The organism is Bacillus sp. HMF5848 (assembly GCF_003944835.1).
Taxonomy (GTDB): Bacteria; Bacillota; Bacilli; order Bacillales; family HMF5848; genus HMF5848.
The window spans coordinates 1,749,490-1,775,502 of record NZ_RWIV01000001.1 but is presented as its reverse complement, the minus strand read 5'-3'; the positions used below and the strand labels follow the sequence as shown (position 1 = coordinate 1,775,502).

28 protein-coding genes are annotated in these 26,013 nt (G+C 36.1%); 13 read left to right on the top strand and 15 right to left on the bottom strand.

The window, feature by feature from the left end; genetic code table 11:
• The first annotated feature begins 238 nt into the window (after nt 1–238).
• Nucleotides 239–844: a YhcN/YlaJ family sporulation lipoprotein gene (locus tag EJF36_RS08425; protein WP_125905891.1), complete on the top strand. Its 606-nt coding sequence runs from the start codon at nt 239–241 to the stop codon at nt 842–844.
• A 211-nt stretch (nt 845–1,055) separates the two neighbouring features.
• On the opposite strand, the gene EJF36_RS08420 is transcribed toward EJF36_RS08425, so the two are convergent.
• Entirely contained in the window at nt 1,056–1,511 is a 456-nt protein-coding gene (locus EJF36_RS08420; protein WP_125905890.1) for a pyridoxamine 5'-phosphate oxidase family protein, read from the bottom strand.
• Between the two features lie 169 nt (nt 1,512–1,680).
• On the opposite strand from EJF36_RS08420, the gene EJF36_RS08415 reads away from it, so the two are divergent.
• Nucleotides 1,681–1,881 carry a YlaI family protein gene (locus EJF36_RS08415; RefSeq protein ID WP_125905889.1) on the top strand — a complete coding sequence of 67 codons (201 nt, stop codon included), beginning with the start codon at nt 1,681–1,683 and terminating at the stop codon, nt 1,879–1,881.
• Complete coding sequence (locus tag EJF36_RS08410) at nt 1,871–2,320, top strand: hypothetical protein (protein ID WP_125905888.1); 450 nt, start codon at nt 1,871–1,873, stop codon at nt 2,318–2,320. Before EJF36_RS08415 ends, EJF36_RS08410 begins: the two co-directional genes overlap by 11 nt.
• A gap of 26 nt (nt 2,321–2,346) precedes the next feature.
• On the opposite strand, the gene EJF36_RS08405 is transcribed toward EJF36_RS08410, so the two are convergent.
• From EJF36_RS08405 to typA, 3 genes are all read right to left on the bottom strand, one after another.
• Entirely contained in the window at nt 2,347–2,634 is a 288-nt protein-coding gene (locus EJF36_RS08405; protein ID WP_125905887.1) for a hypothetical protein, read from the bottom strand.
• Nucleotides 2,635–2,647: 13 nt separating this feature from the next.
• Nucleotides 2,648–2,962, bottom strand: a complete 315-nt coding sequence (locus tag EJF36_RS08400; protein ID WP_125905886.1) for a YlaH-like family protein — start codon at nt 2,960–2,962, stop codon at nt 2,648–2,650.
• Between the two features lie 74 nt (nt 2,963–3,036).
• Complete coding sequence (typA, locus tag EJF36_RS08395; RefSeq protein WP_125905885.1) at nt 3,037–4,875, bottom strand: translational GTPase TypA; 1,839 nt, start codon at nt 4,873–4,875, stop codon at nt 3,037–3,039.
• Between the two features lie 141 nt (nt 4,876–5,016).
• Here typA and EJF36_RS08390 point away from each other — a divergent pair, with 141 nt between their 5' ends.
• Complete coding sequence (locus EJF36_RS08390) at nt 5,017–5,202, top strand: DUF5325 family protein (protein ID WP_125905884.1); 186 nt, start codon at nt 5,017–5,019, stop codon at nt 5,200–5,202.
• 55 nt (nt 5,203–5,257) lie between these two features.
• Here EJF36_RS08390 and EJF36_RS08385 read toward each other — a convergent pair whose 3' ends face one another.
• A complete protein-coding gene (locus EJF36_RS08385; protein ID WP_125905883.1) occupies nt 5,258–6,070 on the bottom strand; it encodes an inositol monophosphatase family protein in 813 nt (270 codons plus the stop codon).
• A gap of 408 nt (nt 6,071–6,478) precedes the next feature.
• Nucleotides 6,479–6,682 (bottom strand): hypothetical protein, encoded by a 204-nt coding sequence (locus EJF36_RS08380; RefSeq protein WP_125905882.1) that lies wholly within the window; start codon nt 6,680–6,682, stop codon nt 6,479–6,481.
• A gap of 157 nt (nt 6,683–6,839) precedes the next feature.
• Here EJF36_RS08380 and EJF36_RS08375 point away from each other — a divergent pair, with 157 nt between their 5' ends.
• Nucleotides 6,840–7,463 carry a DUF1054 domain-containing protein gene (locus EJF36_RS08375; protein WP_125905881.1) on the top strand — a complete coding sequence of 208 codons (624 nt, stop codon included), beginning with the start codon at nt 6,840–6,842 and terminating at the stop codon, nt 7,461–7,463.
• Nucleotides 7,464–7,934: 471 nt separating this feature from the next.
• On the opposite strand, the gene EJF36_RS08370 is transcribed toward EJF36_RS08375, so the two are convergent.
• Nucleotides 7,935–8,204 (bottom strand): UPF0223 family protein, encoded by a 270-nt coding sequence (locus EJF36_RS08370; protein WP_125905880.1) that lies wholly within the window; start codon nt 8,202–8,204, stop codon nt 7,935–7,937.
• 17 nt (nt 8,205–8,221) lie between these two features.
• Nucleotides 8,222–9,181 (bottom strand): NAD(P)H-dependent flavin oxidoreductase, encoded by a 960-nt coding sequence (locus EJF36_RS08365; RefSeq protein WP_125905879.1) that lies wholly within the window; start codon nt 9,179–9,181, stop codon nt 8,222–8,224.
• Nucleotides 9,182–9,365: 184 nt separating this feature from the next.
• On the opposite strand from EJF36_RS08365, the gene EJF36_RS08360 reads away from it, so the two are divergent.
• The 3 genes from EJF36_RS08360 (at nt 9,366) to EJF36_RS08350 (ending at nt 12,287) form a co-directional block, all read left to right on the top strand.
• Nucleotides 9,366–10,838: an aminotransferase class I/II-fold pyridoxal phosphate-dependent enzyme gene (locus EJF36_RS08360; protein ID WP_125905878.1), complete on the top strand. Its 1,473-nt coding sequence runs from the start codon at nt 9,366–9,368 to the stop codon at nt 10,836–10,838.
• A 320-nt stretch (nt 10,839–11,158) separates the two neighbouring features.
• Entirely contained in the window at nt 11,159–11,458 is a 300-nt protein-coding gene (locus tag EJF36_RS08355; RefSeq protein ID WP_125905877.1) for a DUF3055 domain-containing protein, read from the top strand.
• A gap of 418 nt (nt 11,459–11,876) precedes the next feature.
• Entirely contained in the window at nt 11,877–12,287 is a 411-nt protein-coding gene (locus EJF36_RS08350) for a DUF1885 family protein (RefSeq protein ID WP_125905876.1), read from the top strand.
• 42 nt (nt 12,288–12,329) lie between these two features.
• Here EJF36_RS08350 and EJF36_RS08345 read toward each other — a convergent pair whose 3' ends face one another.
• Nucleotides 12,330–13,229, bottom strand: a complete 900-nt coding sequence (locus tag EJF36_RS08345; RefSeq protein ID WP_125905875.1) for a polysaccharide deacetylase family protein — start codon at nt 13,227–13,229, stop codon at nt 12,330–12,332.
• Between the two features lie 151 nt (nt 13,230–13,380).
• Here EJF36_RS08345 and EJF36_RS08340 point away from each other — a divergent pair, with 151 nt between their 5' ends.
• Both EJF36_RS08340 and EJF36_RS08335 read left to right on the top strand, forming a co-directional pair.
• Nucleotides 13,381–14,457: an FUSC family protein gene (locus EJF36_RS08340; protein WP_125905874.1), complete on the top strand. Its 1,077-nt coding sequence runs from the start codon at nt 13,381–13,383 to the stop codon at nt 14,455–14,457.
• Between the two features lie 105 nt (nt 14,458–14,562).
• Complete coding sequence (locus EJF36_RS08335; RefSeq protein WP_125905873.1) at nt 14,563–14,946, top strand: YbbN family protein; 384 nt, start codon at nt 14,563–14,565, stop codon at nt 14,944–14,946.
• Between the two features lie 149 nt (nt 14,947–15,095).
• Here the strand turns inward: EJF36_RS08335 and lpdA are convergent, their stop codons facing one another.
• The 5 genes from lpdA to EJF36_RS08310 form a co-directional block, all read right to left on the bottom strand.
• The gene (lpdA, locus tag EJF36_RS08330; RefSeq protein ID WP_125905872.1) at nt 15,096–16,505 is read right to left on the bottom strand and encodes a dihydrolipoyl dehydrogenase; all 1,410 of its coding nucleotides are present in this window, start codon (nt 16,503–16,505) and stop codon (nt 15,096–15,098) included.
• Nucleotides 16,506–16,509: 4 nt separating this feature from the next.
• Nucleotides 16,510–17,829 carry a dihydrolipoamide acetyltransferase family protein gene (locus EJF36_RS08325; RefSeq protein ID WP_125905871.1) on the bottom strand — a complete coding sequence of 440 codons (1,320 nt, stop codon included), beginning with the start codon at nt 17,827–17,829 and terminating at the stop codon, nt 16,510–16,512.
• Nucleotides 17,830–17,902: 73 nt separating this feature from the next.
• Nucleotides 17,903–18,880, bottom strand: a complete 978-nt coding sequence (locus tag EJF36_RS08320) for an alpha-ketoacid dehydrogenase subunit beta (protein WP_125905870.1) — start codon at nt 18,878–18,880, stop codon at nt 17,903–17,905.
• Nucleotides 18,881–18,883: 3 nt separating this feature from the next.
• Nucleotides 18,884–19,993: a pyruvate dehydrogenase (acetyl-transferring) E1 component subunit alpha gene (pdhA, locus tag EJF36_RS08315; RefSeq protein ID WP_185806862.1), complete on the bottom strand. Its 1,110-nt coding sequence runs from the start codon at nt 19,991–19,993 to the stop codon at nt 18,884–18,886.
• A 399-nt stretch (nt 19,994–20,392) separates the two neighbouring features.
• Nucleotides 20,393–21,076 carry a YkyA family protein gene (locus EJF36_RS08310; RefSeq protein WP_260471856.1) on the bottom strand — a complete coding sequence of 228 codons (684 nt, stop codon included), beginning with the start codon at nt 21,074–21,076 and terminating at the stop codon, nt 20,393–20,395.
• 337 nt (nt 21,077–21,413) lie between these two features.
• Between EJF36_RS08310 and def the strand changes: the two genes are divergently transcribed.
• Entirely contained in the window at nt 21,414–21,968 is a 555-nt protein-coding gene (gene def / locus EJF36_RS08305) for a peptide deformylase (RefSeq protein WP_125905867.1), read from the top strand.
• A 272-nt stretch (nt 21,969–22,240) separates the two neighbouring features.
• Here def and EJF36_RS08300 read toward each other — a convergent pair whose 3' ends face one another.
• Nucleotides 22,241–23,011 (bottom strand): Cof-type HAD-IIB family hydrolase, encoded by a 771-nt coding sequence (locus EJF36_RS08300; protein WP_125905866.1) that lies wholly within the window; start codon nt 23,009–23,011, stop codon nt 22,241–22,243.
• Nucleotides 23,012–23,757: 746 nt separating this feature from the next.
• Here EJF36_RS08300 and EJF36_RS08295 point away from each other — a divergent pair.
• Together EJF36_RS08295 and rnjA are read left to right on the top strand one after the other, a co-directional pair.
• On the top strand, nt 23,758–23,967 hold the full coding sequence (locus EJF36_RS08295; protein ID WP_125905865.1) for a DNA-dependent RNA polymerase subunit epsilon: 210 nt from the start codon (nt 23,758–23,760) through the stop codon (nt 23,965–23,967).
• Nucleotides 23,968–23,972: 5 nt separating this feature from the next.
• On the top strand, nt 23,973–25,640 hold the full coding sequence (gene rnjA, locus EJF36_RS08290; protein WP_125905864.1) for a ribonuclease J1: 1,668 nt from the start codon (nt 23,973–23,975) through the stop codon (nt 25,638–25,640).
• Nucleotides 25,641–26,013 lie beyond the last annotated feature (373 nt).

Below are 26,013 nucleotides of genomic sequence, written 5' to 3'. Positions count from 1 at the left end.
GATCAAAAGATTTAACTGAGTTTCACTTTAACAAACCTTAGATGTCTTCATAACTTTACGCGGTTCGCCGTTTATAAAATATATGAAAAAATGCATAAAGATAGAAGGATATTTGAACAATAAGATGAGACTATATATTGTGTTTTGTCAGGCAAAGTGCCTGTACGATAGACGCAGCAAGCATTCACGCGTTTTTTTTAAAAAATAATACTTCTAATTGATCGAAGGAGTGATAAATTTGAATCGATTATCTATATTGGTAACAGTCATCTTCTTAATTATGTTGTCAGCCTGTGCAAACGCTGAAAAAGAAAGTGCGTTTGAAGAAAACCCGAATGCGAAAACCATTCATGTAAAAAATTCAATTACTAATAAAGAAGAAACATACTCTGGTCAAGATATTGCAAAGCATTTAGTGGAACTTGCAACAAGCGTCCCTACGGTGAAGGATGCTACAGCTGTAGTGGTAGGTAACTATGCTGTAGTAGGGATTGATGTAGATGCAGATTTAGATAGGTCTCGCGTAAGTACTATTAAATATACTGTTGCAGAGGCATTAAAAAAGGACCCTCATGGCTCTAATGCTGTGATTGTAGCTGACCCCGATGTTACGGAAAGACTTCGTGAAATGGGAAAAGAAATTGAAAGCGGACAACCCATTGTAGGCATATTAGATGAATTAGCAGCGATAGTAGGTCGTGTAGTTCCAGAGCTTCCTAGCGAGGTGCTTGATAATGATAATGTAACACCAACAGAAGAAAACGAACAACAGTTAAATAGCAATGAGCAACAAAAACTTGACAATGAACAAAAAGATCAAGCAACACCTAATCAAAAACCTTAGGAAAAACACGAGAATGCAACTGTGCGAGAATAGACAAGCCTAGGCTGTTGAACTTCATGCTTCTAGAGGAAATCCACTTATGACTTAGGAAAAAACTCTATGCTTCAATCTGTCAACTCTTATAGTTAAACGATAAGTTCAATATCACTTACTACTTTTTCTAAAATACAAAACAAAGCGACAAATAACAATCGTCGCTTTGTTTTATTCATTATTTTTTTCTAAGAGCTGTCATAACCTGCTTATCAAGAGTTACAGCCGCTTCCGCGTCATATGTTTTGTCATAATTCGGTTCACCAATAATCTTAGAGCCATAGAACATAACATCTCGCACTTCATCAATATGAATTTCTAACTTCGCTAAAGGTAAAGGTGTTTCCTTCATCTCTTCCACTAACAAAGATACTTTTCCTGAAATAGAATAACAAGATTCGTTAGAAATTATTGATACAACTACTTTGTTGTCGTAAATAATATTTTGAAAAATTCGCGACCGATTATCAACTGCAAAAACTAGGCACCGAGGGTCACGTGCGAATATCCATGATATAGCGCTGACATTGGGACATTTTGACTCATGATCAATTGTCGCAATAGTAACAAACCTTTCTTGTTGCATAGCTTCAAATAATGGTGCTATCAAATGATTCTCAACTTCATTTGCCAACGTATATACCTCCTTTATGTTTACTTCTATTTATGTATTATATATTTATGTAGGGAAAACCAGATGAAAACATAAAAATAAGACGAAATCTTAAAAACATGTTATACTTTTTCAAGTATAAGAGCAATATAATTACTTATTTTCTTTTTATAAAAAGGAGGTTGAATGTATGCGAGTAAAATGTGTTATATGTGACCAAATTGAACAATTAGACGATCATATTCTAGCTGCAAAAAAACTCAGAAACAGGCCTATTCATACGTATATGTGCCAACCATGTCATGAGCGAATTGCAAAAAAGACAAAAGAAAGGCTGGAAACCGGCCAATTTCGTTTATATAAGGGGGATGAAAAAAAAGATGACTGGTAAACTACTACGAGATGGCTTTATTGCAGGTACGTTTAGCGGGGTAGCACTAGGAGTCTTTTTAAAACTGGTGGAGAGTTTCACTGATATTAAAGTGTATACTCTCCTATTAAATGTAGATTTTATTCCTGCTATTGGTGACATAGCTTGGCCAGAAATCATTGAATTTTTATTCCACATGATTATTGCTTGGTTATTAGGTATTGTTGTAGCATTCTTATTATTTAAGCTACCTATTATGTCTCCACTAAAAGTTGTAGTTATTTGTTTTGCTATTACACTACCAACCTTTTTCCTTTACTTTCCCCTTACATACCTGTCACAAAAAGACACGCCAGCCTTAACAGATTTTATAGCATTTTTTTGGTGGGTTGTCGGTCATATCCTTTTTGCATTGATTTTATCATTATCCTTTATTATTACAAATAAAGTTAGCAAATAAACAGGTATTGCAAAAGCAAAACCTGTTTATTTTGGATAATTCTTATATTTTTCTGGTTCACTTTGTATTTGTTCTAAAATACAATCAATTAGTTCTACAGGAAATCTTGCAGTTTTTGCTTCATTATCTTGCTTAAAGGTCAATTGATACATGACATCATCCTTATGAATAACAATATCACTTACATGATGAGTGTTAACTAGAATGTCATTGAATAACTGATACGTATCTTTCGCTGCATAATCATCTGGTCTAGCGTCGCTGACAACTTTAATGGTTAACCAATTGTATAAAGCATCTTGTAAGGACTTCACAAGTCTTCCCCCTTTAACGCTTGCTAGCTTGCTCTTGTTTAAATTTACGTAACCTTACCTTATATGCTACTAAAATTCCCGCAGCAACAAGTAGCCCTTCAGCTACAGGAAGAAAAGCTCCTAAAAATGTTAAGATTGTACAACCTAGCGCTAAGAATACGTAAATAATAATTGATTTAAAGACCGATAGTTTTTGAGCGAAACCTAACTTATAAACGACAACAGACAATATAAAAATAGTTATGTAAAGTAGCCACATTCCTAACTCAGGGTTCTCATCAACTCTGAACAACGCTGCAAAAAATGATAGCCTTTCCGCAATCACAATAATCCCCCTCTACCTTTTAGAAAAACAGGGCACTTTAACGCGCCCTGTTTATGAGATTGTTTAATTAGACTGACCTACTTTTGATCTGCGTACTTTTTCTTTCTCGCAAGTCTTTCACGCTCTGATTTATCAAGTGCTTTTTTACGAAGACGAATCGATTCTGGTGTAATCTCACAATACTCATCGTCATTCAAATATTCTAAAGATTGCTCTAACGACATAATTCGAGGCTTTTTCATACTTACTGTTTGGTCTTTTGTTGCTGAACGTACATTTGTAGCATGCTTAACCTTACAAACATTTACATCAAGGTCATTTTCACGGCTGTGCTCTCCAACAATCATACCTTCGTACACTTCTCTACCAGGCTCAATGAAAATTACACCACGGTCTTCAATCTGCATAATACCATACGTACTTGACTTACCGTTTTCCATTGAAACTAGCACGCCTTGACGACGACCACCAACTTGGCCTGGTTGGACTGGTTGATAACTGTCAAATGTATGATTTAATATACCATACCCTCTAGTTAAAGTTAAAAATTCTGTCGTGTATCCGATAAGCCCACGTGCAGGTACGTTAAATACAAGACGTACTTGACCGTTCCCATTGTTAATCATATCAAGCATTTCGCCTTTTCGCACACCTAATGACTCTATGACAGAACCCATATACTCTTCAGGTATATCAATTTGACAGCGTTCTACTGGTTCAGACGTTACTCCATCAACTTCTTTTATAATTACCTCTGGCTTTGATACTTGTAACTCATAGCCTTCACGTCGCATATTTTCAATTAGAATAGATAAATGTAACTCACCACGACCAGAAACAACCCAAGCATCTGGAGAATCGGTGTTCTCAACACGTAAGCTTACATCTGTTTCTAATTGAGCACGTAAACGTTCTTCAATCTTTCGAGCTGTGACATATTTACCTTCTCTACCTGCAAACGGACTATTATTTACAAGAAAAGTCATTTGTAAAGTAGGCTCGTCTATTCGTAAAACAGGTAGTGGATCCATTGCATCAACTGGACAAACTGTTTCTCCTACGTTAATGTCTTCCATCCCAGAAACGGCAACAATATCTCCAGCATGTGCTTCTTGGATTTCAACACGTTTTAAGCCTACAAATCCAAAAATCTTTGTGACCCGGAAGTTTTTTGCTGAACCATCTAGCTTCATTAAAGCAACTGATTGTCCCACCTTCATCGTTCCTCTGAATACGCGACCAATACCGATACGCCCCACATAATCATTATAATCAAGTAATGCTACTTGGAATTGTAACGGTTCATCCGCATTGTCAAGAGGTGCCGGCACATGCTCGATAACTGCCTCAAACAATGCAGTCATGTCTTCATCTTGCTGATGAGGATCGGTACTGGCTGTGCCCTTTAATGCTGATGCGTAAACAACAGGAAAGTCTAATTGTTCATCATGAGCGTCCAATTCTATAAATAAATCTAGAACTTCGTCAACTACTTCCTCAGGTCTCGCAAAATCACGGTCAATTTTGTTTACAACAACAATTGGTCGCAAATTTTGTTCAAGCGCCTTCTTTAACACAAATCTTGTTTGTGGCATACAGCCTTCATAAGCGTCGACAACTAGCAATACACCGTCAACCATCTTCATAATACGTTCAACCTCGCCACCAAAATCAGCATGACCAGGTGTGTCCATAATATTAATTCTTGTATCTTTATAATTTATCGCGGTATTTTTGGCTAATATTGTAATACCACGTTCGCGTTCAAGGTCATTACGGTCCATTGCACGTTCTTCTACTAGTTCATTAGAACGGAACGTACCTGATTGGTGAAGCAACTTATCAACCAATGTTGTTTTCCCATGGTCTACGTGGGCAATTATTGCAATGTTTCTAATATCATTTCGTGTATTCAATCAGTTTCATCTCCTGTGGATATTCTTTATGTTTAGTATAACTCAGTTATTATACCACAATGACAGTGGAAAATAAGAAATATATGATGTAGTATGAAAAATATAAGTTAATTGGGTAAAAAAACCTGAGGAGGGTTACAGTTGCAACTACTAAACATAACTATGTTGATTTTCGCTATTGCCGGTGTTATCGCAATGTCATTAGTGGGAATCTTCATTGCTGAGGGACATGCTTTAGGGATAATAGGTTCCTTACTCGCCGTAATAATTATTATGGGCGCAGGATTTATGACAAAGAAAAAATTACAACGTGCCGGTAAATTATAGAATGAGCTAAAAGGTTGCCTTAGTGTACTAACACTTTCCGAAGGCAACCTCTTTTTCATGATTCTTCAACTTCCTGCTTTTTCAAGTAATCATTTAATATCTTTTCATGTAAGCAATTATTGGCTGCAAAAAACGAATCCTGATGCAACAGAGACAAAGGATCCCCATTCATGTTTGTAGCCATTCCACCTACTTCTTGTAATAAAACTAGACCTGCTGCATAGTCCCACGGTGACAAACGCTTTGTAATATATCCATCTAGCCACCCCGCGGCAATATAAGCTATCTCCAATGCTGCTGATCCGTATGAGCGAGTTCCACGTACATCATTCGCTAATTCAGCTAACATATTTTTCCTTCCGTCTTGTCTACTCATTACCCAAGTCGCATTCATGCCAATAATAGACTCTGACAAATTTACGTCACACAAGAGTTTGAGCTTTTGGTCGTTTAGAAACGCTCCCTTGCCTTTTTGAGCTGAAAATAATTCGTTATGTATCACATCATATATATAACCTAACATCCCCACACCATTATGATAAACTCCAATCGATATCATGAAATTCCTTTGTTGGTGAACAAAATTCATAGTCCCATCTATCGGATCAATAATCCAAACTGTTCCATCTAAAGTTGAAAGCGAATCACCAAACCCCTCTTCCCCCAAAACCTTGTGGTTGGGAAATGTAGTAGAAATGTTATGTATGAAAAATTTCTCTGTTTCTTGGTCAATATTTGTAACTAAATCATCTTTGTTAGATTTACTTGTTATCGTTAATTTATTAGCAAATGAGGCGCGAATCCGCTCACTAGCTTCATATATCCATTCTCTCGCTGTTGTATCAATATGATCCCATTGTTGCGCCAATCTAATAACTCCTTTCTTACGAACAAATTATATCTCTTTGTAATTGTATCATACACCAATCTATACCATTATATAAAAGCATCGGTTCATTTATAGAGAAAGCGTCCGTTTAGCATCATCGTACGGGCTAATTGACAAAAAACTCAACGACCTCTCGGCCTCCCTGGTTGTCGAAGCAATCCATTTAAAATAAAAGACACGTGCTCAATGTTGACTTATCGTTAATAATAGTTAATCTTTATTAACTATTTTCCCATCAACGTGGCACTCCTTATTTGCCCCCACTTCCAGCCCACGTCTAAAGACGCCTCCGACCTGCATGGGCTTTCTCGTTCGGTTAATCTATAATCTTAATTTCATTATTATCTGGTCAAAGAAAAGTGACTGCTTTTACACAGTCACTTTTCTTTAACTCGCCTCGTATTTTGCCACATGAATCATTTCTTCTCTTAAATTTTGTAAATTTTGTTTACACTTTTTTATCGTATCACAATCATCAGTTTGCATCGCATCAAATAGGGTGGCAAGTTCATAATCAATTTCTAATCGTAACACCGCTTGGCGCCTTCCTGTTTCGACAGTTCCAGCTTCAGAATTCATTACTTTTTTCATTAATATTGCACCCCTTCCAAATATTATATCTAAATTTTCTGATTTTTTATATTTTATGATGTTTTCTTAAATAACGCAACAAATATGATTAAAAAACTTATAATTTTGGGCCAACATTGTTTATATGATAAAATTTTAATAAAGGGAGGTATGTAAATTGAGTTTTTCAGGATTCAGTAAGGAAGATTTTGATACATTTAATATTGAAGGCCTTGATACACGTATGACTGCCATTCAAGAACGTATTCAACCAAAATTTAAAGCAATCGGGTCAGAACTCGTTGATGACATGGCTATGATAACTGGTCAAGAAATGTATGTACATATTGCTAAACACGCTAGAAGAACAGTTAATCCACCAAAAGATACATGGATGGCGTTTTGCCACGACAAAAGAGGTTATAAAAAACACCCTCACTTCCAAATTGGTGTATTTGATGATCACGTTTTTATTTGGCATGCATTAATATATGAGTTACCTAGAAAACAAGAAATTGCTACCAATTATTTAAATGAAAGTTCAAAGCTGTTCGCACAATTACCTACTAATTACAAAATTTCTGTAGACCATACAAAAAAAGAGGCTCTCTCTATAGGTGATTTAACAGAAAATAACTGGGAACAGTTACTCGTTCGCCTTCGCGATGTTAAAAAAGCTGAATTATTGATAGGAAAACATTTTCAGCATAATGATCCGATTTTGCATGATGGACAGGCATTTCTTGCAAATGTTAGAGAAACTTTTCAATCTTTATTACCCTTTTATCGAAAAGCTTTCTAATACGTTAGAAGGAGAAACCTCAGAAAAGCATAACTCCATACGGTTAAGTGATTAAGCAAGCAACCTCTTAAATGACAGTTTTTTTTATCAATTAGGATACTTTGTCCTTCACTTCTTAAGCTAAAAGTCGCAAGGGCGTCATATGGGATTAGCTTATGATCTACGAGATATTAATAAACTACCCTTACCCTTATAGAAAAAAACAATGCTTTATACAATACACGGGGAAAATTAGTATGAAAGTTAAAATGGGTTAGGCACCAAAGATAGGCCGAGGTTTCTTACATTATTATTAAAGGATCGGAACTCTATGTTCTCGATCCTTTAATAGTGAAGGGAATAAATATTTTAGCTATAGATGGTTTGTTCAGTATTTGTCGCCATACCTCTAACAGATTAATAAATTTCACGTCGTTCCGCCAGAATCGTGTCGTCATTAGTCCTAATGAATTGGGTTGTACTTTCTAATGGTTATAATTTTATCGTACTTCCTACATCACTGCTTTTAGCAAGCTGCATTGTTCGATACGTAGAATAACCGCTCTGTTCTTCAAATTCACTGCAAATCTGTTTTTCTTCAGCTTTACTAGGTACGATTTCCTTAAAACGACGATATTTATCCATTAATTCTTCTCTTTTAGTACCTGTTTCATTTGCCTTTTCGATCGCTTCAAAGAAAGAAATAACATCAACAATCTCTTCTGTTGTCCAATCTGCTAATATTGGATATGTATAATCCAAGCTTAATTCACCTCGTTTTATTTTGCCCATTTAGTTCGTATCTCTTCTGCTTGTACTATCATCCTTTTGAAAAGGAGATCAACTGTTGGAACATCATGAATCAACCCTGTAGCCTGACCAGCCCAAGCAAACCCCTCATGTTGGGCTCCATCATATATATAGCGTTTGTTTGCTTCACCACTGATATACTGTCTTAATTCCTCATAGCTTGGTTGTGATTGTTCAAGTTCTAGTATTTTTTCCGTGAAATTATTTCGAAGCGCACGAGCTGGAGCACCAAGACTACGTTTTATAACTACAGTATCTGTTTCATTACTAGTTATCAAGGCTTTCTTATATAACTCGTGAGCGTGTAAGCATTCCTTTGTAGCAATGAAACGCGTGCCCATCTCTATCCCTTCTGCTCCTAAAGCAATAGCTGCCACCAACCCTCTGCCATCTCCAATCCCGCCCGATGCAATGACAGGTATTTGAACTGCGTCGACAACCTGAGGAACTAAAACCATAGTGCCCACATCATCACGTCCTAAGTGCCCTCCACCTTCTTGACCGACAACCATAACTGCATCCGCACCTAATTGTTCTGCTTTCTGTGCTTGGCGCTTTGCTGCTACTAACACTAGTTTTTTAATTGAAGTATGCTCTAATCGTTGTAACAAAGGAGCTGGATTCCCTCCTGTGACAGAAATTACAGGTACTTGCTCCTCGATTGCGACATCAAGCATATGATCAAATCGTCTATCCTGTTGACCAATTGCAAAATTAACACCGAACGGTTTACTTGTCAATAATCTTACTTTTTTTATTTCTTGACGGAGCTTTTCAGGACTCTCTAAAGACATAGCAGTTATTTGGCCTAGTCCCCCAGCATTCGATACAGCACCAGCCAATTCAGCGTACGCTAGATAGGCTAACCCACCTTGAATGATCGGAAACTCTATTCCTAGCAAATCTGTCACTTTCGTTCGCCATCTCATTTTGCAATCCTCTCCTTTTCTGCTTTACTTAAGTATATATTCTTTAATAATACGTATCAGCCCTGCAACAGGATAATTAATCTTTTTTTGAGAAACTTAAGAATATATATTTCTTTTCACATTAATAACAAAATGATATAATGCATCTTGTTTTATAAAATATAAGTAAGAGGTGTTGACTAACTTGTCACAATTTGAAACTCCCTTATTTACGGGATTAGTTGAACACGCTAAGCGTAATCCAATACAATTTCATATTCCTGGACATAAAAAAGGTGCTGGAATGGATCAGCAATTTCGGCAATTTATCGGTGATAATGCACTATCCATCGACTTAATCAACATAGGCCCACTTGATGATTTGCATTCACCTAAAGGCATGATTAAAGAAGCACAAGAGCTTGCAGCAGAAGCCTTCGGCGCAGATTATACATTCTTTTCTGTCCAAGGTACAAGTGGAGCTATTATGACAATGGTGATGGCTGTATGTCGGCCGGGAGATAAAATTATAGTTCCTCGTAACGTTCATAAATCTGTTATGACAGCTATAGTCTTCTCAGGAGCCATACCCGTTTTCATTCACCCTGAGATAGATAAAGAATTAGGAATCTCCCATGGCATTACAACTGATGCTGTTTCAAAAGCACTTGCACAACATCCTGATGCTAAAGCAGTTTTAGTAATTAATCCTACTTACTTTGGTATTGCGGGAGATTTAACCACGATTGTTGAAATAGCACATTCATATAACGTACCAGTACTTGTTGATGAGGCACATGGTGTACATATACACTTTCACGAAGGGTTACCCCCTTCAGCTATGCAAGCAGGTGCTGATATGGCTGCAACAAGCGTTCATAAGCTTGGTGGCTCAATGACGCAAAGCTCAATCTTAAATGTTAAAGAAGGACTAGTTTCTGCTAACAGAGTGCAATCAATTTTGAGTATGTTAACAACAACATCCACTTCATACTTGTTACTTGCTTCACTAGACGTTGCTCGTAAACGTCTAGCAACTGAAGGACATGAACTAGCTGAAAAAGCAATACAGCTTGCAAACAAAACGAGAGAGAAAATTAATAAAATCCCTCACTTACATTGTATCGGCAGGGAAATTTTGGGCACAAAAGCAACACATGACCTTGACCCAACAAAACTTATCGTTTCAATAAAAGAGTTAGGGATTACAGGATATGAGGTTGAGAAGTGGTTAAGAAATAAATATAATATTGAAGTTGAGCTTTCAGATTTATACAACATCCTTTGCCTTATAACACCAGGGGATACTGAAAAGGAAACAGAGCTTCTTGTACAAGCTTTAGAAGAGCTTGCAACCCAATACCGTCATCAGGCTGATAAAGGCGTCACTCCTGACGTACTGTTACCTGATATACCAGTTTTGGCTGTAACACCTCGAGATGCTTTTTACGCTGAAACAGAAGTTGTTCCTTATGAGGACTCAGCTGGTCGAATTATTGCAGAATTTATAATGGTATATCCACCGGGTATCCCTATTTTTATCCCGGGTGAAATTATTACTGAAGAAAATCTAAAGTATATTGAAACAAATTTAGAGGTCGGACTTCCTGTTCAAGGACCTGAAGATCCAGAATTAAAAACACTACGAGTACTAAAAGAATTTAAAGCAATAAGATAAGAAAAAAATCAACTAGATGCTTTAAGCCGTCCTCCTCAGGGGGACGGCTTAATGTCTATGGGATTTTTTGTCTTTCGTCTTTATATCGCGCATTTCGCAACGATCACTATTAATTAAAAAAATCGACATCCCTCTTTTATCAGCCTTTTTTTTAGAAAACTTCTTCCTGAAAATACAAATGAAAAATCAATTAACAAAGAATAACAGTTTAATTGTTTTAAATAGTTTGAATTAAATTGTGAAAAGAGTTATAATATTGATTAAACCTATACGCTTTTTTAGGGCATTTTTTTTATATAAATAAAAAGGAGGTAAACCCTATGAATCTGATTGAAAAACTCTATGATGAGCACGAAAACGTGAAGGCTCGTTTTGTCGGCATAACTACGAATGATGTTCGCTATGACTTTGGCATCGTTTATACAAATATGTTTTTTGGGAAACCATTAGTAATTTGTATGCAAACAGGGCGTTCAACACTATTAGACCCAAATGATATTGAAGACCTTGATTATTTACAAAAAGTTTTCCGCATTGAAACCACAGAAGAAGCAAGTGACCTCGCCGACTTTTTCCTTGAAAATTTACCAGCCATCTCACTAGAAGCACAATACGAATAAGTCACTTTAAGAGGGTGTCCCAAAACTAACGTTTTGGGGCACTTTTTTGTAATCGAAATTACTATTAACTCTCACTCTACTACTGCACTCACTTTCGGCGGGCGTTTTGGGGAAAATCCTTAGTGCAAGCGCCTATGGGTATCCCCTCTATTGCTCTTCGAAAAGGAGTTTCATGCGTTGTTCTACAATCAAAAAGTATTAAAACTCATCAGCTATTCCTTCAACAAAGCTTTTATTTTATCAATTGAAGTCACATAGTAGATCCAACAAGCTAGGGCATACTCATCGGCTCTTATAATAAATAACTGTAATTTCATTGTCAGTCAATTATAAACAATGCTAGAATAATATTGTTAGACAATGGGAGAAGAATGATTAGTAAGGTACAACAGAATAAATTAAAATAGGGGGCATTTTAATGGCTCAAACAGCATTTATTAAGTTAGTTCCTGCTTCAAACAAACAATGTATAACGCTTGATGAAGTAAAAGAATTATTTACATACTACAAAGCGATAACTACGAAAACAGGGAAGCAGCTTGATTGGCAATATGAAGGAGCTGCCTTTCCATATATCCTTAAGGAAACGGAAGAAGGTAAAGGTAAGTGGTTCTATTTGAAATGCTCAAATGACCAACGTTATAATTTGATTGCTGTTGGGGTAAGTGAGAAGCATGAGCAACCAGCTTATATTCAAATTACCTTACCGGACGGAGCTACTTTTGGCGATAAAGGTAAAGCGAATGAATTTTGTAAATTTTTAGGTAAAAAGCTACAAGGCGAATTGCAATTATTTAATGGTAGAATAATGTATTTTTATAAAAGATAAAAGCGGCCTACTTGGCCGCTTTTATTTTTTTATTAATGAATATTATTTTTCTTCTATTAAAATTGAGTCAGGATTTACAATCTCATATCCTTTTGCTTTAAGGCCCGATACAATCCCCTCTAAGCTATCCTTGGTCCATTCACGGTCATGCATTAATAAATTAGCCCCTGTTTTTAAATAGGGTGTGTTCACCATAATATCAGTTAATTCTGGCGCTGACATATATTGAGACTCCCAATCATACCCATAAGACCAGTTCATTAGAAGCATACCTTCCTGCTTTACAACCTGTCTACTATAATCTGTATTTATACCAAAAGGGGCTCGGAAAAATTTAGGACGCTCGCCTATAATTTCTTCTATCCTATCATTTAATTTTACAATTTCATTGTATTGTTCTTCTTCAGTCAAGTCTTTTAATTTCGGATGGGACATCGTGTGGTTACCTATAGGAAAACCTAACTCATGAATCAGTCTTAGCTTTTCTTCTTCCTCAGGCGTATCCAAAAAATGACCATTTACGAAGAAAATAGCTTTAACATTTAATTTATCAAGGATTTTTGCCATTTCAACTGCATGCTTATCTGGCGCATCATCTATTGTTAGTAATACAACATCTGGGTTAGCATCCCCAATAGGTTCAATTCCCCAATTACCTGTATTCAGCTTATATTCTGGTTCAATTACTTCTGTTTGCTCTGTAGAATCTTCTGTTTGACTAGAGTCCGAGGTACCATCTGCTTCTGTTTGTTCATTGTTAACAGATTCATCTTGAGATTCGTCTTGCTGACTATTCTCCTCATCAACTGTTTCTTTTTCTTGTACTACTTCACTAATATCAGTCGAATCCTGTTTTTGTATATCTTTGTCTACTATTTCATTAGTACCACATGCAGATAATAAAAATACACTTGTTGCAAGTACTTTGATGTATTTAAGCATAATATAGTATTCCCCTTTTCTTGTTAATTACAATTTATTATACATGGATTTAAATATAATGTCCTTCGATACTTTTACCTATTTTGAGGATACCATTAAGGTTAATGTTACTATATTATAATTATAGAACTAATTTTAAGGAGCTTTACAAATGAATAAGCGTTTTAGATTTTTTGGAGGGCGTATTTTCAAAACTGGACTTGCTGTATTTATAACAGCTACTATTTGTAGTTACCTGGAAATGCCCGTCGTTTTTGCTGTTATTACAGCTATTGTAACAATTGAACCAACGGCACAGGATTCAATAAAAAAGGGGATTATCCGTTTTCCTGCTTCTGCAATTGGTGCTGCTATATCAATGAGCCTTACATATTTATTGGGTCATTCTCCTCTTACATATGCGCTATCCGCTACTCTGACTATATTACTATGCTATAAGCTACGCCTTGAAGCAGGGATACTTGTCGCGACGTTAACAGCTGTAGCGATGATACCTATAACGGGGGATCACTTTTTATTTGCTTTTATAAGTAGATTAGGCACGACGATGATTGGGTTAATTGTATCAACTATTGTAAATATTAGTATACTACCACCAAATTTCACTCCAAGTATTTCAAAATCAGTTGACCGACTTTTTGTTAATACTGCCCAAATTTTCAGTGAAACGTGTCTAGTTTCTCTTAACAATAATCCATCAAAACGAAGCATGATAAAAAAAAGATACAACAGTTTATTAGTAGACTTACAAAACACATATCAACTTTCACAATATCAAAGACAAGAATGGAAATTCCACCGACATACAACAGCAGATATACGTGAATTTCAATTGATGCAAAAAAAATTAGCTATTTTAGAGCAGATTATACACCATTTAGGGAACTTACAATTCTCAAAGAATAATTCTTATCATTTCCCTAAAGATACTCTTACTTTATTAAAAAAAGTGACAGTGAGTTTTGTTGATACCTTACAGAATATAAAACATCAGTTACCTCCTGATCACGAAGAGACAATAAAGGCACTTGATAATGCATTTTGGCAATTGAAAGATACAATAAAAGACAATAACTCATCTTCAACAAAGTATCATCATCATTTTTCAAATGAAACTGTGTTACTTTACGAAATTCTCTCCATCTCAGACGAACTTGAAGAACTTGAAAAATTGATGAGGAAAGAAAAAACTTATCATGAAACAAATAATAAGTTATATAACAGATGATGCTAATTCATTTCATTTATGTAACAATTGTATAACAAGTCCAATTTCCTTTTAGCTACATGGTAAAATAGAAGAAAATGATCGTGTATAAGGGGGGCGTGCAAATTGATTGAAAGGCTAGTCATCGTTTTTGCTATGTTCACAGTTGTATTATCCTCATGCACGCATGTGAACGGAATTGGACAAATAGGACGGAACTTTACAGAAGCCTCGAACGAAAAGCAGATACTATTTTTTAGTGACGAAAATAATATTTATGAAGAAAGTGATTATTATGATGCTTTATTAGAATTTAAAAAGAATTTCCCCGATGTTTGGCGTGAGATGGAAGTTATTCCTCCAGAGGAAAAACAAACATATCGAACATATAATATAGTCACACCACCAGCCTTAATTATCATTAAAGATAGCCAAGTGGTAGCAGAAATCGTAGGTCCACATACAAAGGATCAAATTGTAACCGTCATTAACCAAACATTTGAAAACTAATATGAAGCATTATGAACCCAAAATGTATGTCTACTAGATTACTAGACAAAACTGGGCTATAAAGTTATGCCTCTAATTATTTTCTTTAGATAATTTAACGTATATTTTTTTAAAAAAAGAAGCCCATTTAAGGCTTCTTTTTTTCTAATTTATTTTACTATATGAATTGGCATACCTAGAGCAACTTCTGCTGCCTCCATCGTAATTTCACCTAGGGTTGGATGAGCATGAATAGTCATGGCAATATCTTCAACAGTCATACCAGCTTCAATAGCTAAACCTAATTCAGCAATCATATCTGATGCGTTTGGTCCTACAATTTGAGCACCGATTAATAGGCCATCTTCTTTACGTGTAACTAACTTTAAGAATCCGTCCGTTTCGTTAAGAGCTAGTGCACGACCATTTGCACCAAATGGGAACTTAGCTGTTAACACATCAATACCTTGATCTTGAGCTTCTTTTTCGAAGTACCCAACAGAAGCACATTCAGGATCTGAGAAAACAACAGCTGGTATTGCGTGATAATCTATTTCTGCTGAGTGACCTGAGATTGCTTCAGCTGCAATTTTACCTTCATAAGATGCTTTATGAGCTAATGGTGGTCCTTCAACAATGTCACCAATTGCATAAATGTTAGATACAGATGTACGACACTGCTTATCAATTTCAATTACACCACGATCCGACATTTTCACACCAACTTGTTCTAAACCAAGTTCAGATGTATTAGGTCTACGACCAACAGTTACTAATACATAATCAGCTTCAACAGTTTCTGTATTACCTTTAACTTCAAACGTTACTTTAACACCGTCCGCTGTTTCTTCTACACCTTTACCAATCGCATTCGTGTGAATTGTTACGCCTTTCTTTTTCAAGCGGCGTTTTACAATAGCACTCATTTGCTTTTCAAATCCAGAAAGGATTTCGTCAGCCCCTTCAAGGATAGTAACTTCAGTACCAAAGTTAGCATAAGCTGTACCTAACTCCGTACCAATGTAGCCGCCACCAATGACAACCATTTTCTTTGGTATTTCGTCTAAATTTAGAGCACCAGTTGAATCAATAACACGTTTTGAGTATTTGAAAGCTGGTAACTCAATTGGTGTTGAGCCAGTTGCTATGATTGCATTTTTAAACTTATACGTTTGTGCTGAATTTTCATCCATTACACGAACTGTCTCAGAGTCTACAAAATATGCCTCGCCTTTTACAATGTCAACTTTATTGCCTTTAAGAAGACCTTCTACACCGCCAGTTAGCTTTTTGACAACGCCACTTTTCCAAGCTTGAACCTTAGAAAAATCAACTTTTATATTTTCGACAGTAATTCCAATATCACCAGAATGCTGAGCAACCTCATAACGATGACCGGCTGAAATTAATGCTTTAGATGGAATACAACCCACATTAAGACATACACCACCAAGCTCACCTTTTTCAACAACCGTTACTTTTTGGCCTAGCTGTGCCGCACGAATTGCAGCTACATACCCACCAGGACCCGCTCCAACAATGAGTGTATCAATTTCAATCGGGAAATCTCCTACTACCATTTCTTTACACCTCCATAAGCATTAGCTCTGGATCACTTAACAGTTGCTTAATATGATTTAAAGCATATTGTGCTGTTGCACCGTCAATCAGTCTATGATCAAAGCTTAAAGATAAAGCCAATACTGGCGCTACTACAATTTCGCCATCACGTACTACTGGTTTATCAGCGATACGTCCAATTCCTAAAATAGCTACTTCAGGGTGATTAATAACTGGTGTAAACCATTGACCACCTGCTGATCCAATATTTGTGATTGTACAAGAAGCGCCCTTCATGTCATCTCCAGCTAACTTTCCATCACGTGCTTTAACAGCTAATTCATTGATTTCAGATGAGATAGAGAAAATTGATTTACGGTCAGCATCCTTAACAACAGGAACAAGTAAGCCTTTGTCAGTATCTGCAGCAATTCCAATATTAAAATAATGTTTGTGAACTATTTCATCAGTAGCATCATCTAATGATGTATTTAACATTGGATATTCACGTAGAGCTGACGTTAGCGCTTTTACAACATATGGCAGATATGTTAATTTAATACCTTTGTTTGCAGCAGTCTCTTTGAACTTCTTTCGGTGTGTAACAAGCTTTGTTACATCAATTTCATCCATTAATGTAACGTGAGGAGCTGTTTGTTTTGAGTTTACCATTGCTTTAGCAATCGCTTTACGAATACCACTCATCTTCTCACGTGTTTCTGGATATTGTCCAGCTGGAATTGGTTGTTTAGCTGGCTGTTTTGTTTCTTGTTTTGTTTCTTTCTCTGCTGCTACAGTTGTAGTTTCCGCTTCTTTTGTAGAAGTTGCAGCTTGTGGCGCTTCTACAATTCCACCGCTTAAGTATGAATCAACATCATCTTTGATGATTCTGCCATTTTTACCAGAACCTTTAACCTTGCGGATGTCAACCTTCTTTTCACGCGCATATTTACGTACAGATGGCATAGCTATTACACGAGTTGTTTCATCTACTTCTTCATTATGAGAAGGAGCTTCTTCGACAGTTGGCTGATTAGCTTGTGCTTCTTGCTCAGGTTGTTTCTCTTCACTGTCGTCTTGCCCTTTGAACTTTAAGTCTTCGTATCCAGGAGCATCAAATTTTATTAATGTATCTCCAACTACTGCTACAGTTCCTTCTTCTACAAGCACTTCAAGAACCTTCCCTTTGACCGGGGATGGAATTTCTACAACAGCTTTATCATTCTGAACTTCACATAATACGTCATCTTCATCTACTTCATCACCAGGCTTTACGAACCATTTAACGATTTCACCTTCGTGTATACCCTCACCGATATCAGGCAGTTTAAATTCAAACGCCACGAAATCCGCCTCCTTCATTTGAGTACAAGTTATAGTGGAAAGGAGTATAAGTTATACTCCTTTATATTTTCATTTAAAATTCAAGAACTTTTTTAGCAGTTTCAATTACATCTTTATAATTTGGAAGCCAAACACCTTCAGCAGCTGAGAAAGCAAACACTGTGTCAGGTGCAGCAACACGCAGTACTGGTGCTTCAAGACTTAGTATAGCGCGGTCATTAATCTCTGCAACAACATTTGCAGCCACTCCAGCTTGCTTTTGAGCTTCTTGTACAACAATAGCTCGACCTGTTTTCTCAACAGATGCCACAATAGTTGGAATATCAAGCGGTGATACAGTACGAAGATCCACTACTTCTACCGAATATCCTTCTTTTTCGAGCTCATCAGCAGCTTTCAAAGACTCATGCACCATTGCTCCGTAAGTGATAATCGATAAATCTGTACCTTCACGTTTAACATCAGCTTTTCCAATTTCAATCGTATAGTCACCTTCTGGAACATCTTGACGGAATGAACGGTAAAGCTTCATGTGCTCTAAGAATATAACAGGATCGTTATCACGGATAGCAGCGATTAAGAGTCCTTTTGCATCATAAGGAGTTGATGGAATAACAACCTTCAATCCAGGCTGTTGTGCCATTAGACCTTCTAAGCTATCTGCATGAAGTTCAGGTGTATGTACACCGCCACCAAATGGTGAACGAACAGTTATTGGTTGATTGTAAGCACCACCTGAACGATAACGCAAGCGTGCCATTTGACCACTAATAGAATCCATTACTTCATACACGAAGCCGAAGAATTGAATCTCTGGTACAGGACGGAAGCCTTGAAGTGAAAGACCAACAGCCAGACCACCAATTCCAGATTCAGCTAATGGTGTATCAAATACACGATCTTCGCCAAATTCTTTCTGTAATCCTTCTGTTGCGCGGAAAACCCCGCCGTTTAGACCAACATCTTCACCAAACACAAGAACATTCGGGTCATTTTTCAATTCAACCCGAAGTGCATCTGTAATGGCTTGAATCATTGTCATTTGCGCCATAGCTTACTTCGACTCCTTCTCTTTATAAATTTCCATTTGCTCTTCTAAGTTAAATGGTAGTTCTTCATACATATTTGCAATTAAATCCGTTACTTTTTGTTTAGGCGTGTCGTCCGCCTTTTTGATAGCCTGCTTAATATCTTCTTTCGCTTGCTCAATTACTTGATTCTCAATTTCTTCGTTCCATAGACCTTTATTTTCAAGATACTTACGGAAACGAACGATAGGGTCTTTACGTTCCCATTCATTATCTAATTCACTAGTACGATAACGAGTAGGATCATCTCCAGCCATTGTATGAGGACCATAACGATATGTTAATGTTTCAATTAGTGTAGGACCTTCTCCATTCAATGCGCGTTCACGGGCTTCTTTAGTAGCAACATAGACTGCTAATGGATCCATACCATCAACTTGAACGCCAGGAATACCAGCTGCTACTGCTTTTTGAGCAATTGTCCGTGCTGACGACTGTTTTTCAACTGGTGTTGAAATAGCAAAACGGTTGTTTTGAACGACAAAAATCGCAGGAGCTTTATAAGCACCAGCAAAGTTTATACCTTCATAGAAGTCACCTTGGCTTGCTCCGCCGTCACCAGTATAAGTAATTGCAACTGCTTTCTTACCTTTTTTCTTTAAACCAAGAGCTACTCCGGCAGCTTGAATGATTTGGGCACCTATAATAATTTGCGGTGGAAGAACATTCACATCTTCAGGAATTTGATTTCCAAGGAAATGCCCTCTAGAGAATAAGAACGCCTGATACAAAGGCAATCCATGCCATACAAGTTGAGGTACATCACGATAGCCTGGTAAAATAAAATCTTCTTTCTCTAGTGCATATTGACTAGCAAGCTGTGAAGCCTCTTGTCCTGCAGTAGGAGCGTAAAAGCCTAATCGCCCTTGACGATTTAGAGATATTGAGCGCTGATCAAGAATTCTTGTGTAAACCATGCGTCTCATTAGTTCTTTTAATTCATCATCAGATAGATTTGGCACAGCATTTTCATTTACTACCTCGCCTTGTTCATTTAGAATTTGGAACGTTTGGAACTGTTCTTCAACTTGATTAAGTCTAGCCATCGCTTGAGTTAGTGATTGCTTTTCTCCCATAACGTTGTCACCTCTTCCTTTCATTATAAAGTAGATAAATTGAATAATTTTATCAGTTCTGTTTAGCTAAGCATAAACAATCATTTTTAGGATACCCAATTTATTTATTTAAAGTCACCAAACAATGTGATTGCAGTAAATTTTACAATATGTATAAATAACATCTGTACTAATAAAAATAAAATTATATATACAACACATTGTTCTACGTTTTTCAGTTTACAACAAACAAAATAGTTCCGTCAATTTCTTTGCTTATCTTTTTTTCACTCTCTACGTAGTGAAAAACACCCTATCCAACTAAAAACTGTACCATTCATCCCCATGCTTCTGTACTATATATTTTTAAACAGAAAAACACCAAGATGGTTACTCTTGGTGTTTTAAGATACTTCGTAATTAATTACTCTTAGTATCTTCTGTTTCTTGACTATATGTTACATCTAAACCTGCTGCCTTGTAAAAATCTAATTTGGAATTGTTGTACTTGTTTGTGAAATCGTTAAAACGTTCATTTGCTGCTATCACTTTATCGTACATTTCATTAATTTTGTTAATTTGAGTTTCTAGTACATCTAGCGTTAGGTCTTCATTTTGAAACATTTCGTACAACTTCTTATCTTCTGATAAAGCTTCTTGATAATGTGTATAAAGCTCATCATACGCTTCATAACGACCTTTCATTAATTCATACAATTCTAGAGCTTGTTTCTTTAAAGCCTCTTCCTTGATAGTATCAATACTGGCTTTCGTTTTCTCAAATGCAACTTTAGCCGCTTCTATACTTTCTTTTTCTTTATTCAAGTGTTCTTGGCGTTTATTCGTTATTGCGATCGCTTCTTTAGATAAAGAAACAATCTTATCAAATTCTTTCATACTTAGCGCAATTATTTCATTATAAATTTCTTTTTCTTGCTGTTCTAAAGCAACTAAAGGCTCTTGTTGCTGCTCAAATACTTCTTCTAATGTTACTACTTTTTCAAGCTGGGCATATACTTCTTCCTCTGCTGATGGACCACGACTACAACCTATAATTGTTAAAACACTAAGAAAAATTAATAGTCTGAATGAAAACTTTCTCACGTTTTTAATCTCCTACCTTTCCCATTACTACTATAAAATTTTACGTCAACATTCGCAACTAAATCATGATAAAATTATAAGACTGCGACTTTTTTTGTTAAAATACTTCAAAACTAAGAGAACTTTTACGCTAGAAAATGTATCCGATAACATAAGATTAAAACTAATTGGAATATATTATATCCCATAATATGAAGTTAATTATAAAGTTATGTGCTTGTCCATGAGCAATAAAAACAAGTATTTATGAAAATCAATTTTTAAGTTAATTAACTTTTCCCCTTAGTTTTGATAGACTATATGTAATGTATCTAATAATAGGAGATGACACTCAAAAATGATTTTGATGAAAGATATTATAAAGGAAGGGCACCCTTCCTTACGAATGACAGCAAATCAAGTAATATTACCTGCTTCTGAACAAGATAAGCAAACATTAAAAAACATGCATGACTATGTAATTAATAGTCAAGATCCCGAAATTGCAGAAAAATACGGACTACGGCCCGGAATTGGCTTAGCTGCCCCACAAATCAACGTACTAAAACGAATGATAGCTGTTCATGTAACTGATGAGAATGACAAATTGTATAGCTACGCATTGTTTAACCCAAAAATAGTTAGTCATTCTGTTGAGAAAACCTACTTATCAACTGGAGAAGGCTGTTTATCTGTTGATCGAGATGTCCCTGGATATGTTCCTCGTTACGCAAGAGTTACAGTAAAAGGTACTACTTTAGATGGTAAAGAAGTACAATTGCGATTAAAGGGATTAGCAGCAATAGTCTTCCAACATGAGATAGATCATTTAAATGGTATTATGTTTTATGATCATATAAATAAAGACAATCCTTTCACAGAGCCTGACAACGCAACTCCATTTAATGCTTGATATCATAGGATACAGTATGACTGCTCGTAACATATGAGCAGTCTTATTTGTGCCTCTTTCGCAAAGTCAAAGCAAACGGAATGTGTCTAAATAAAGAATGATTACCCTGAAAAATTTTAGCCAACTCATATTGCTAAGTAGTTAAGAAAAAGCGCAAGCGCCTTGTTCTGCCCTCACCAGCTTAAGAAGTACCCCGCAGGAAAGGGTCTTCCCTCCGAAGTGGGACGGCTGAAGACCTCGAGGGCTAGGGCGCTGGAGCTAGACAAAGTCTTTTATAACAAACCTAGTTTTTTCAAGCCGTACTCAATTCCATCTTCATCAACCGATTTTGTAACAAAATCACTCGCCTCTTTTGCTTTAGGGTGCCCGTTTCCCATTGCAACCCCCGTACCAACAAACTCTAACATTTCCAAATCATTGAGACCATCACCAAAAGCGTATACTTGCTCCTTTTGTAGTCCAAACTTCTCAATTATTTTTTTAATCCCTTCAGCCTTTGAACCGCCCTTCGGAATAATATCGACAGATACATTATGCCATCGGATAATTTGAAAATCTGTAAACTTTTCTAAATAAACTTGCTCTTCACCTGTTTGACAAAAAAGTAACGATTGATACACATCTTGTTTTTCATAATATTGCGGATCATATGGTGGATGGTTAAATAACAAACTATTTAACCCTTCGTGGATATAAGAATGATCGCTATGATTTGCCCTCATTGTTTCATTAGTCATAAATACTAATGGGTGATCATTTCTTCTTGCTAGTAATGTTAACTCATGAATTTTTTCTTTTTGTAAAGGATTTTTATAGATTGGTTCATTATCTACAACAACAAATTGTCCATTAAAACTAACATAACTATCTATTTTCAAAGTGCGCCTTAAATCCTCAAACATAAAAGGACCTCTGCCTGTGGCTATTGCCGTATATATACCTTTTTGTTGTAGTTTTTCAATAGCAGCTAAAGTTGATAACGGTATCTGTTTGTTTTCGTTAAGAATAGTACCGTCAATATCAAAAAATACAATTGAATTCATTAAATTTCCTCCATACTCTTAGCAATTCAATGACTTTAGCGTACGTTAATTTTTATAATTGGTCAATTATAGTTGAGTTTTTCCAGTAATTTAAAAGAAAGTTAACGATATTTCCAAAAATAGCCACGAAATTTCATAGAAAAATGTCATATAATATAAATAAGAGAAGGGGAAACACCCAGTATATAAAATTTCGCCGGACAAGATTAGTATTTATGAAATTAGAAGGAAGTGATCGGACATGTTAAAAAAACTCAGAAAAAAACTTGCAGCCCAATGGAAAGACCTGTTAAGAAAAAAGATGATTGCTTAAAACTTTACTTGTCCGAACTAATAGAGCCCTTCTTTTGAAGGGCTCATTATTTATGGTATAGTATTGTTAAGAAAGATAGCGCGGAAAAAACATGCAAATTTTGTTTATATTTTATATAATAGGTAAGTGTTTCTTTTAGGACAGTTCCACTTCTAACTAATAAAAGGTAATAATCTTGTAAAGAGCGACTATCACTTATTAAATTTTGATGTGTTTCCGACATATAAAATTTGAGCTTTAAATGTTTTCACCATTAAGATTGTAGCAACACTTAGGCGGTAATGTATTTAACTTTTATTCTTAAATTAAATACTAACTAGAAAGAAAAGTCTGAAGGCACATAAAAACTTCAACTTAACTTTGAAGTTTTTCTTTTAAACAAAATAAATAACCTCTTTCTAGAGGACTTTATGCAAACGAGGAGAGAAAAAAGATGATATTTAAAGTTTATTATCAAGAAAGTTCTTATGAAGTACCTGTACGAGAAAATACAAAAACAGCGTACGTTGAAGCAGAAACTGAAAGAGCTGTCAGAAAGAAATTATTTGATAAAGGATACAACATAGAGTATATTGAGCCAATCAGCGAACAATATTTACAATATGAACAGCAATCAGAAAACTTTATTGTATTGGAGAATTGAGACGAATGAAATTTTTAAAGCATGATCAAACAGCAGTTTTTGCCCTAGGAGGGCTTGGGGAGATTGGAAAAAATACGTACGGTGTGCAATATCAAGACGAAATAATACTAATTGATGCCGGGATAAAGTTCCCCGAAGATGAATTATTAGGAATTGATTACGTTATTCCTGATTATACGTATTTAGTTAAAAATCAAGAACAAATAAAAGGGTTATTTATTACACATGGTCACGAAGACCACATCGGCGGAATTCCTTATCTATTACGTGAGCTTAACATACCGATATACGGAGGTAAGCTCGCTTTAGGATTACTTCGTAATAAGCTAGAAGAGCACGGATTATTACGTAAAACAAAATTAATTGAAATTAAAGAGGAAGAAGATATTTCTTTCAAAAATACGTCTATATCCTTTTTTAGAACAACGCACAGTATACCAGATAGTTATGGGATTGTTGTTCGAACACCAGCAGGAAATATTGTTCATACAGGAGACTTTAAGTTTGACTTCACGCCTGTAGGTGAGCCTGCAAATTTAACTAAAATGGCTGAAATTGGAAAAGAAGGTGTGCTTTGCTTACTGTCAGACAGTACAAATAGCGAAATACCTAATTTTACAATGTCGGAACGTCGTGTTGGTGAAAGTATAAATGACATCTTTAGAAAAGTAGATGGACGTATCATTTTTGCCACATTTGCTTCAAATATCCACCGTTTACAACAAGTAGTGGAATCAGCAGTACAAAATAATCGAAAAATAGCTGTATTTGGTCGTAGTATGGAAGCAGCTATAGACATTGGATATAACCTAGGTTACATCCGTTGTCCTAAAGAAACATTTATTGATACGCAACAACTTAATAGAACACCGGCAAATGAAGTGGTTATATTATGTACCGGAAGTCAGGGTGAGCCAATGGCTGCACTGTCGAGAATAGCTAACGGCACACATAGACAAATCCAAATTATCCCAGGCGATACAGTTGTATTTTCTTCATCTCCTATTCCAGGAAATACGATAAGTGTGTCACGTACAATTAACATGTTATACAAAGCTGGTGCTGAGGTTATTCATGGATCAATTAATGACATTCATACTTCTGGACATGGTGGACAAGAAGAACAAAAACTTATGCTTAGGCTAATGAAGCCAAAATACTTTATGCCAATACACGGGGAGTATCGCATGCAAATAATGCACGCTAAACTAGCTGTTGATTGTGGAGTTCCTAAAGAAAATTGCTTTATCATGGATAATGGTGAAGTATTGGCGTTAAATGATAAAGAAGCCTCTATCGCAGGAAAAATCCCTTCAGGTTCTGTTTACATTGACGGAAGCGGCATCGGAGATATCGGTAACATTGTTTTACGAGACCGCCGGATTTTATCAGAAGAAGGACTTGTTATCGTCGTTGTAAGCATTAACATGAAAGAATTTAAAATAGTTGCTGGGCCTGATATTATCTCTCGAGGTTTCGTATACATGAGGGAGTCGGGAGATTTAATAAACGACGCACAGGCACTTATTTCAAAAAACCTTAACAAGATGCTTGAACGCCGTACAAGTCAATGGTCAGAAATTAAAAACGAAATTACTGATACACTTGCTCCGTTCTTATATGAAAAAACAAAGCGTCGTCCAATGATCTTACCGATCATCATGGAAATTTAAAATTAAGTCGACAATAATTATAATTTCAATCTATTGTCGTCAACGTGATTACATTGCTTATCACATAAAAGAGGGTGTCCCAAAACTAACGTTTTGGGGTCCTTTTTTTTTGAGTAAAGAATTGCATTGTACCTTGATGTTGATTTCCGCTTCATTGCGCTCGCTTTCCGCGGGGTGGCCGTGAGCCTCCTCAGGCTACGCCTTGCGGGGTCTCACGCCTGCCACTATTTCCCGCAGGACGTTGATTAGGCTTCTTCGGGCTAACATCGCACGAAGAAAATGCAATAGCATTTTCGGGGAGTCGAGCGCATTCCGCTACAATCAACAAGGTACGAAACATTATATTCTAGGCTGAAAAATATGCATAAAAAAA